The sequence below is a fragment of the Mycobacterium sp. TH-M106 genome, from assembly GCF_057473765.1.
The window spans coordinates 1-5,933 of record NZ_JBYCLE010000150.1 but is presented as its reverse complement, the minus strand read 5'-3'; the positions used below and the strand labels follow the sequence as shown (position 1 = coordinate 5,933).

The 5,933-nt window shown below is 68.5% G+C and carries 7 protein-coding genes; 1 reads left to right on the top strand and 6 read right to left on the bottom strand.

The window, feature by feature from the left end:
- A partial coding sequence (locus AC2VOP_RS05420) for a class II fructose-bisphosphate aldolase (RefSeq protein ID WP_486959996.1) occupies positions 1–160 on the bottom strand: 160 nt, incomplete at its 3' end.
- Between the two features lie 119 nt (positions 161–279).
- Between AC2VOP_RS05420 and AC2VOP_RS05415 the strand changes: the two genes are divergently transcribed.
- On the top strand, positions 280–984 hold the full coding sequence (locus AC2VOP_RS05415) for a DedA family protein (RefSeq protein ID WP_486959995.1): 705 nt from the start codon (positions 280–282) through the stop codon (positions 982–984).
- A gap of 133 nt (positions 985–1,117) precedes the next feature.
- On the opposite strand, the gene AC2VOP_RS05410 is transcribed toward AC2VOP_RS05415, so the two are convergent.
- From AC2VOP_RS05410 to AC2VOP_RS05390, 5 genes are all read right to left on the bottom strand, one after another.
- Positions 1,118–2,233 carry a glycoside hydrolase family 76 protein gene (locus AC2VOP_RS05410; protein ID WP_486959994.1) on the bottom strand — a complete coding sequence of 372 codons (1,116 nt, stop codon included), beginning with the start codon at positions 2,231–2,233 and terminating at the stop codon, positions 1,118–1,120.
- A gap of 82 nt (positions 2,234–2,315) precedes the next feature.
- Complete coding sequence (locus tag AC2VOP_RS05405; protein ID WP_486959993.1) at positions 2,316–2,972, bottom strand: TrmH family RNA methyltransferase; 657 nt, start codon at positions 2,970–2,972, stop codon at positions 2,316–2,318.
- Positions 2,973–3,101: 129 nt separating this feature from the next.
- Complete coding sequence (gene ttfA / locus AC2VOP_RS05400; protein WP_486959992.1) at positions 3,102–3,887, bottom strand: trehalose monomycolate transport factor TtfA; 786 nt, start codon at positions 3,885–3,887, stop codon at positions 3,102–3,104.
- A gap of 117 nt (positions 3,888–4,004) precedes the next feature.
- Positions 4,005–5,120: a PecA family PE domain-processing aspartic protease gene (locus tag AC2VOP_RS05395; protein WP_486959991.1), complete on the bottom strand. Its 1,116-nt coding sequence runs from the start codon at positions 5,118–5,120 to the stop codon at positions 4,005–4,007.
- Between the two features lie 124 nt (positions 5,121–5,244).
- The coding region (locus AC2VOP_RS05390) for an AAA family ATPase (RefSeq protein WP_486959990.1) at positions 5,245–5,933 on the bottom strand (689 nt) is incomplete at its 5' end.

Genomic DNA, 5,933 nt, shown 5'->3' with positions numbered 1-5,933 from the left:
TAGAGAATTGGATGATGCCGTCGCTGCCGGCGTCGGCGAAGCCTTTGACCGCGGCGTTGATGGTCTCCGAGGAGGTGCAGTTGATCGCCGGGAAGGCGTACGAGTTCTCCTTGGCACGTCCCAGCATCTCGGCGTAAACCTCGGGTGTTGCGATAGGCATAGCAGCTTCCTCCTGGCGAATTCCATGTGGCCCCAGTATGCGCCCACTGTCCCCCACTATCCCAAGGCTGCGGTCGCGTTGACCGGCCCGCCTGACCACCACCGGTATGTTAGAGCGTGATGAGCACCACCAGCACCATCGTCGCCCTGCCTGACCTGGTCGACCCGTGGTACTGGATCGGCCCGCAGGGCTTGTTCGCGTCCGCGGTGCTGCCCGCGATCCTGGTGATCGTCTTCACCGAGACGGGCCTGCTCTTCCCGCTGCTGCCCGGCGAGTCGCTGCTCGTCACCGGTGGCCTGCTGGCCGCCGGCGGCACCCTCGACATCCGGGTGCTGGCGCCGGCCGTCGCGATCGTTGCGGTGCTGGGCGACCAGACCGGATACCTCATCGGGCGCCGGATCGGGCCAGCGCTGTTCAAGAAGGAAGACTCCCGCTTCTTCAAGAGGCACTACGTGACCGAGTCGCACGCATTCTTCGAAAAATACGGGCCGGCGGCGATCGTCTTGGCGCGGTTCGTGCCGTTCGCCCGGACGTTCGTACCGGTGATCGCCGGGGTGTCCTACATGCGGTACCCGGTGTACCTGGGTTTCGACATCGTCGGCGGCCTGCTGTGGGGCGGGGGGATGACGCTGGCGGGGTACTTCCTGGGCACCAAGGTGCCTGGCATCACCGACCACCTCGAACCGATCATCCTGGGCATCCTGTTGGTGTCGCTGCTGCCGGCCCTGGTCTCGGCGGGCAAGGTGTATCTGGCCCGGCGACGCAGCCGTCGCAGTAACGCCGACGACGCCGAGGCGCTGCCCGAACCCGAGCAAGCGGTCTGAGCGACCCAATCTTCTGCGCCGAGCGTGAAACCGTTGCGAAATTTCGGGATTTTTTCGGCAACAACTTCACTCTCGGCGGGCGCGCCCGCAGCGGCACCCGGACGATCGGTGCTGGTTCTGCCACGCGGTGAACCTACTGTGCCGCCACGCTGTGGGCGGCTTCCATCAGCATCCAGCCGGACAGCTGCACCGACAAGTCGCGTTCGGGCACCTCGGAGGCGCGCACCGCGCCTCCGACGAATTCGGCCGCCGCGCCGTCGGCGTCCGGCAACTCAGCGGCGCGGTCCCAGAACGCGCCGAACAGCGGCAGTCCGTCCACCGTCTGCCGGTACTCCCACGCCGATTTCGCCGACGACAGCACCACCGCTCGGGCAGCGTCGCGGGCCGCAGCCGCCCCAGCGTCCCGGGCGGCAGCGCCCGGCAGCGCGGTAGCGACCAGCGCCAGGTAACGGGCTGTGATCCCGGCGAACAGGCCGCCGTCGCCGCCACCGGCGCCCGTGAGCACCCCACCCGGCGCCATGTGCTTCTCGACCGCGGCGACCAGCCGCTGGACCCGGGCGGCATGCCGTCCGCCCGCCTTCGGGCCGGTGCGAGCGGCCAGCTCGGTTTCCAGCCCGAGCACCACGCCCTGACAGTAGGTGTATTCTGCGCGCACCAGCGAGTCGGCCTTGATGCCGTCGAACACCAGATGGGTCTGCGGGTCGATCAGGGTTGCGTCGATCCAGTCGGCCATCTGCTCGGCCCGTCTCAACCGACCGTAGCGGGCGAGGAAGATGCCGGCGGGTCCATTGGCCGGGGCGTTGAAGAACTGGTCCTGCTTGCGCCACGGGATGCCGCCACCATCCTCGGGCACCCACGCGGTGAACAGCTGGCCGGCCAGTGTGTCCAACGCGCGATGCCGGTCGATGCCGGTCACGCGGCTGGCGCGCTCGATGGCCAAGGCCAGCCACGCCATGTCGTCGTAGTAGTCGTTCACCCACGATCCGCCGTTGCGGATCCGCTGTGATCGGATCTGCCGCTTGATCCGGGCCACCCGCTCCGGCCGCGGATCGCGCAGTTCCGCATCGACGAGACAGTCCAGGAGGTGCGCCTGCCACCAGTAGTGCCAGTGCCGTGGCCGACGGCGCGCCGCCGGCGGCCAGGCCACCACGCCGAGCTGAGTGCCCGGCAGATGCCAGAGCCGTTTCAGATGTCGTTCGGTGACCGCGGCTTCGGCGCTGGCCGCCCGGTTCGCCCATACCTGGCCCATGGAGGTAAATCCTGCCTCACCCGGCATGGGCGGCGCATGATCCTGACGCGAAGTATGGCGGCGCACATCGCAGGGCTGCCCATCACCAGGCGCTGTCGATGTTGGCGTGCTGGGTGATCCAGGTGTGCATCGCGATTCCGGCGGCGACACCCACGTTGATGCTGCGGGTCGAGCCGAACTGAGCGATGGACACCGTCAGATCGGCTCCCGTGCGAGCGTGGCCGCTGATCCCGGGGCCCTCCTGGCCGAACACCAGCAGGCAGTCCCGCGGCAGGCTGGTCTGCTCCAGTCGCGCCGACCCGGGCACGTTGTCCACCGCCACCACCACCAGGCCGGCGTCCGCGGCGAAATCCAGCAGCTCGCTCATGCTGTCGTGATGGCGCAGCCGCTGGTAGCGGTCGGTGACCATGGCGCCGCGCCGGTTCCACCGCCGCCGTCCGACGATGTGCACGGTGTGCACGGCGAACGCGTTGGCGGTGCGCACCACCGAGCCGATGTTGGCGTCGTGGCCGAAGTTCTCGATCGCGATGTGCAGCGGGTGTCGACGCCGGTCGATGTCGGCGATGATCGCCTCGCGGGTCCAGTACCGGTAGGCGTCGACGACGTTGCGGGCATCGCCCTCACGCAACAACGCCGGATCGTACCGCGGGTCGGCCGGCGGCTGCCCCGGCCACGGACCGACGCCGGCCGGCGGTGCGCCCCACTCGGTGGGCCCGAGATGATCAGCGTGCCCGGTCACGAGGGCCTAGGTGCGGCGATCACCTTGCCCCGGTGATCAAGGCCGTGTTGGCTGCGGGGGGCACCATAACCGACAGCGTAGCGGCGATCGTCGGCGCGACGGAGCCGAGCGCAGCGGATCGTCGGAGTGTCAGCGCTGGTAGTGCGGTGCCTGCCGGCCGTTGCGGGTCGTCGGCGGACGCGGCGCGACAGCGCCGGCCCGGGAGCTCACGTCGCGGCGAGGCTCAGCCGGCTGCTCGGGCGGGACCAGCGGCCGGCTCGGTGCCGCATTACGACGTTTCGCCGACTGTGCCCGCGGCGATCGCTGCGGAGTCGGCGGCAGCACCCGCAGCAGATCGTTGAACTGGCGCACGACCCGCAAGCCTTCGTCCCACTCGGCGCGGCCGGTGGTGATCGGCATGGCAACCAGGGTCCAGTTCTGCTCGTTCCACATGATCTCGGCGCAGTCCGGTGCGGTGTGGGCGAAGGTGACCAACCGACGGTCGCAGGCGCGACGGGCTGCGTCGAGGTTGGTGGAGTACACCATCCGCGCGCCGATAGCGCCGAGCAGCCAGATGTCGTTCTCCCGTGGCTCTTTGAGTCCCTTGAGCCGCAGGTCCATCACGACGTTGGTGCTGATTTTGCGGTGCAGCGCGATCACCGTCGCGACTTCTTCCAGGTCGAAGATGTACACCGCCTCGCCACGGATCTGACCCAGTACCACGTTGCGTGCCGTGATGTCGCCCACCGTCGACATCACGCCGCGTTTCCAGCGTTGCAGGATCTCGGTGGACTCCGGTTCGTAGTCGAAACCGCGCGACCGGGCCCACGACCGACGACGCCGGTCACGCCCGCGACGCCGATCGATGTCGACATAGAGCAGCACGCCGGCGCCGACGAAACACAGCGCCGACAGCGTGAACCAGAGCGGGACCATTGCGCCTAGCGTATCCGCTCGCCGCCGGGAGAGACGAATGCGAGCAGGTCACAACCGTGCATCAAGACGCCCTGGGACGCCGCTGCCAGACCCAGGGGCCGGGCGGGAACGCCCGCGTCAGCTGCTGGGCGGATACGGGGTGCCGAAGTATGTGGTGCCGACACCGGAGGGGCTGTTGGAGATGTACACCGGCCGCTCGATGAACGGCCAGTACCCGGTGTTCATCGTCGATCCCGACACCACCGTCGGGCCGTCCCCGTTCGCCACGTCGTCGACGTACAGCGGCTGGCCCTCGGAGTTGAACACCTCGATGGTCGTTCCGTTCGGCACATCCCCGTCGGCATTCGGCGTGACGTGGGCGCTGGCCAGCAGCGACGACGGCATGCTGCCGTACGCGCCGCCGGAGTCGACGATCGCGGCGACCTTTTGCGGCGCTGCACCGTCGATCGACACGTACACGGTGGTGTACGGCGATCCGGCGACCGAGGCCACATCCTCGGACCCGGTCAGCGGGTTCGGGCCGAACACCAGCGTGCCGTTCTGCTCGTCGATGAGCACGCCCTGGTTCAGGTCACCCGGCAGCGCCTCGATCGGACTAGTGGTGCTCGGGAGATCGGCGTTGGGCCCAATACCCAGGAAGCCGTCGATATTCGCGGGGGCGAACAAGCCCGTCAAGGTGTAGTAGGAGGGGTTGAACAGGTCCGAAAGGTTTGCGGGCCAGCTGAACAACTCGGCGTCGACGTCGGTCTGCCCGGTGACGATCCCCCCGAAGTCCACCGTCGTCGGGACCGTGACGTAGAGGTAGTCCACCCCGCTGGTGTACGAGCCGATGCCGATGTTCGTCGGGAAGCCGAGGTCCTGTAGGCCGATGTCGTACCAGGGCAGGACGAGGCCCTCGGACCCGGTGTCGACCAGGACCGGAACCTGTGTGCCGTCGCCCACCGAGATGTCCACCACCGGCCTGGTGCCGGCTTCCACCGTCAGCGGGATGCTGGCGCTCGTCGACGCATCGGCGGTTGTCGACGCATCGGCGGCGGGTGCCGCAGCCGCGGCGGCGGGCTCCGCGAGACCCGGGTCGACGGAAGCGGCGGCCTGGCCGATGGCGTCGATGATGGGCGCGATCAGGTCCTCGATGTCGGCGTGCGCGTCCGGCGCCACGGCCAGCGGGGCCGCCCCCAAAAACTGCGCGGCAAGAAACGCCCCAGCGGCACCTGCACCGACCGCGCGACCCACGCGACGTTGACGACGTGACACCACAAACCCCCCGCCGGATCGCAGCGGCAACGATAACCGGAATGCTTTCTGTGTGGCCGCCAAGCTACCGAGCCGCATCCCGACTGTCAAACGATCGGGCGCGTCAGCCCAGGGTCAGTGATTCACCGTCGGCGCTGACGTTGACCGCAACGGTGTCGCCGTCATGCACGTTACCGGCCAACAGCATCTTGGCCAGCCGGTCTCCGATGGCCTGCTGGATCAGCCGGCGCAGCGGGCGGGCGCCGTAGACCGGGTCGAACCCGTGTTGGGCCAGCCATTCCTTTGCCGCCGGCGACACGTCAAGCTGCAAACGACGCTGCGCCAACCGCTTATCCAGCTGCTTGAGCTGGATATCGACAATCTGGACCAGCTCGTCGGGGTTGAGGGCGTCGAAGATCAGCACGTCGTCGAGCCGGTTGATGAACTCCGGCTTGAACGTGGCACGCACCGCCGCCATCACCTGCTCGTCGCTGCCGCCCGAACCCAGGTTGGAGGTCAGCACCAGGATGGTGTTGCGGAAATCGACGGTGCGGCCCTGCCCGTCGGTGAGCCGACCCTCGTCGAGCACGGCGAGCAGCACGTCGAACACGTCCGGGTGGGCCTTCTCCACCTCGTCGAACAGCACCACCGTGTAGGGCCGCCGACGCACCGCCTCGGTGAGCTGGCCGCCCTGGTCGTAGCCGATGTAGCCGGGTGGTGCGCCGACCAGCCGAGCCACCGAGTGCTTCTCGCCGTACTCGCTCATGTCGATGCGCACCATGGCCCGCTCGTCGTCGAAGAGGAAGTCGGCCA

Excerpts from the sequence above, each read along its gene's own strand:
- AC2VOP_RS05415 (WP_486959995.1), top strand. The coding sequence starts at position 280 with ATGAGCACCACCAGCACCATCGTCGCCCTGCCTGACCTGGTCGACCCG.
- AC2VOP_RS05410 (WP_486959994.1), bottom strand. The coding sequence starts at position 2,233 with ATGGGCCAGGTATGGGCGAACCGGGCGGCCAGCGCCGAAGCCGCGGTC.
- ttfA (WP_486959992.1), bottom strand. The coding sequence starts at position 3,887 with ATGGTCCCGCTCTGGTTCACGCTGTCGGCGCTGTGTTTCGTCGGCGCC.